This window comes from Pseudomonas amygdali, assembly GCF_002699855.1.
Classification (GTDB): Bacteria; Pseudomonadota; Gammaproteobacteria; order Pseudomonadales; family Pseudomonadaceae; genus Aquipseudomonas; species Aquipseudomonas amygdali.
Window position 1 is genome coordinate 1 of sequence record NZ_LKBW01000154.1, and the last position, 2,786, is coordinate 2,786.

The 2,786-nt window shown below is 49.7% G+C and carries 3 protein-coding genes and 1 pseudogene; 1 reads left to right on the forward strand and 3 read right to left on the reverse strand.

What is annotated here, in order from left to right:
* Positions 1-125: 125 nt before the first annotated feature.
* The 3 genes and pseudogenes from AO277_RS29105 to AO277_RS12315 form a co-directional block, all read right to left on the reverse strand.
* Positions 126-230 (reverse strand): annotated as a pseudogene (locus AO277_RS29105) (SOS response-associated peptidase); the annotation flags it as partial.
* 110 nt (positions 231-340) lie between these two features.
* Positions 341-664 (reverse strand): hypothetical protein, encoded by a 324-nt coding sequence (locus AO277_RS12310; RefSeq protein WP_004666942.1) that lies wholly within the window; start codon positions 662-664, stop codon positions 341-343.
* Positions 661-1,365 (reverse strand): nucleotide-binding protein, encoded by a 705-nt coding sequence (locus AO277_RS12315; protein WP_044320142.1) that lies wholly within the window; start codon positions 1,363-1,365, stop codon positions 661-663. Before AO277_RS12315 ends, AO277_RS12310 begins: the two co-directional genes overlap by 4 nt.
* A gap of 568 nt (positions 1,366-1,933) precedes the next feature.
* On the opposite strand from AO277_RS12315, the gene AO277_RS12320 reads away from it, so the two are divergent.
* Positions 1,934-2,407, forward strand: a complete 474-nt coding sequence (locus AO277_RS12320; protein ID WP_044320143.1) for a hypothetical protein — start codon at positions 1,934-1,936, stop codon at positions 2,405-2,407.
* The last annotated feature ends 379 nt before the right edge of the window (positions 2,408-2,786 follow it).

Here is a 2,786-nt window from a genome sequence, read left to right on the forward strand (position 1 = left end):
CTCACCGAGTCTGCCCAGGTGGCATGACTCAAACAAAAGGGTCTCCGAGAAACCCGGGGCGGTTCAGACCATTGCTGGTGACCCAGGCAGCTTAACTGACTTCCCTGTTCCATTGCTCCCCGGACCCCGATATAGCCAGGCCACAAATCAAGTCTGACCTGGTCGAACTGTGCTACGCCGAACGCTTCGGCTACCTGGTGCGGTGACGGTGCTTCGTAATGGCTGCACATAGAGCCTCACTGGAACATGTAAATGTCCTAATGTGAGGCCCCGCCCTGCCCCAGCGTTCCAATTATTCGACTCTACAGACGCTGACCCTTTAGGAGCCCTGCTGGCCAGGCTATTTTGAATTCAGCTCACGCGCCAGTGCTGACAGCGCCCTTTTAAGGGTCTCCCCTAGGGGAGCATCAATGTCATCTGCAAGGCGATAAAGCTCATCTTTAGTAGCTTGATCGCCCTTGATATTGATTTGGATATTTCTGCCGGTTGTGAACCTTCGCTTTGATCTATCGACTCGTGCATTTGATGGGGCTGGATGCCGGGCTACGAAGCCATGTTCGCTTGCCAGCTCTTCAAGTGCAGCACTTTCCTGTTTCGACTTTTGGCTAGCAGCAGGCTTAGGCTCAAAATTCTTCAGGCCCTCTAAAGGATCGACTCGACTCATGCTTCAACCTCCATAGGCTTTGCATCGCCAGGTGTAAGCTTGGCAATAACTTCGCGAGCGAAAACCTCAGCATTATCAATGGCTTTATCTACATTGGATACTTCGTTGCGAGGAAGCAATTCCAAGGTTTGACGATATGAAAACATGGCTTTGAAGGCAGCCCTTTCGTTGAGTTCAACCTCAAAAAACGGGATACCGCCTTTCTTGAAACTATCTCGAATATGCCGTGTATCCCTGCTTTGTATTGCGACGGAGGTGCGCGTAAATAAGACCGCGTAGGGCAATTTGTAGTCGGGCTTATGCTTCTGAATGCCTCGCTCATGCGCTCTGATGAGACCAAACGCCCTACTGGCTTGCTCAGCATCCAACTGCGATCCTTGGGAAGGAATTATAACCAGATCAGATTCCGCTATAGCGTACGCGACGATTGTCGCCGCTGTGCCTTCAAGATCGACGATTACAAAAGGCGTCTTGGTTGCTGCTTCCGCAATGGTGTCACTTATCGTTTGGTCTGTTACACCGGAGATAACAGTCATGTTCTCTGGAACCGCCCCCCCTTTTGACCAGGAGTCTATGGGGTGATTTGGGTCAGCATCAATCACTGTCACAGGCACACGCTTTGCAATCTGAGTGGCCAGCGCAAGGGCAGATGTTGTCTTGCCAGCCCCGCCTTTGGGGGACACGAACGATATGACCGGCATATAAGCACCTATAGTATCTATCAGGAATTCAAGAAGATATCATCATGGATATCCTTAATGATAGCCTTAGTGAATTCATTGGGAATTCATACAGCTATCTATCAAGCTATCTTGAGCGATATCCTTAAAGAATTCAATAGGAATTCAAAGAGAATTCATAAATGCTTTCTTTCTGAATTCATTAAAGAATTCAAATATTAATTTATGCACATAGGGGTCTAAGGGGCGAATAGAGAAAACGGAAAAAATCGTACGCTAGCGTGAATTTTGTCAGGTTGAGGTCATAGAAGTTGACGGCGATCCGTCAGGAAATACAGAAAACCGTCCTAGTCTGAAAGGGGGCTGGTGAGCGGCCTGACGCTGGGTTGAGGTGTACTTCAACGGACACGCCTAAAAACCATAAGTCGTTGAAAAGTATTGTGATCTTGCTAAAAATCTGACCGCAAACGATGGCCTAACGTACGATTTTTTCCGAATTCTGCGGGCTCCCCGTTCCGGCTTACCCCCCTGACCGGAACGACTTTGCAAAAAGCGGGTAAAATGCCGGAACAATGACAGGGGAGGTCACGTGACCGGAATTCTCAAACTTAAGCCGAACCAGGTGATTGAGCACCCCAACGGCGGGGTTATATTCGGCGTGATTCCGGCCATTGACCGTCTAGACGCTATTGAAGCCTTGATATACCTGAAGGCCGGTATGCATCGCGTGATGGCTGGACGTCCGGCAGCAGGCTATGGAGTGAAACATATTTGGGAAGGTAAGAAAAAGGAGCTGCGGAACCGGGGCTGTACGAAAGTGGATGACGTACCACGTTTCGTTTCGGATCTGATCGTCTTGGGAACTGAGATCTATCACGATGAGGCTCATCCCCGTGCAGATATGAAGCGCATCACGCTGTTGAGAACTCAAGACGGTACGCTGTTGCTGGAGCCGCTGGCGGGAGACCGCTATTTAGGCTTTCACTATTCGGTAGTGACTTGGACGCCGCGAACACAACCTAAGGGCATCCAGGTGGGTACAATCGAGAAAAAATGGGCATAAAAAAAAACGGCCCGTGGGCCGCTTTTATTTTGATTTATGAGGCATAGTCGCAGCAATTCTTTAGCTTCGAGACTCGTTTCCGTATCTCTTGGGTCAGAATTCAACCGAGTCAAACAGCCATACGAAGGTGGCCTATCGATTGTCCCTACGTCAGTGAGTACCAGTTTCACTGCTGCCGAAAGTTCGGGGGGCCATTACTGGAAAGCCAGTCCCAAAAATGCGCGTTTGCAGTCCTCAGTGATCATTTTTGAGCAAGATGACACGCGTGTCAACTCATATCCTATGTCATTCCTTGTATCGCATCTGCTAAACGCGAGTGAACCGCCCCGGGTTTCTCGGAGACCCTTTTGTTTGAGTCATGCCACCTGGGCAGACTCGG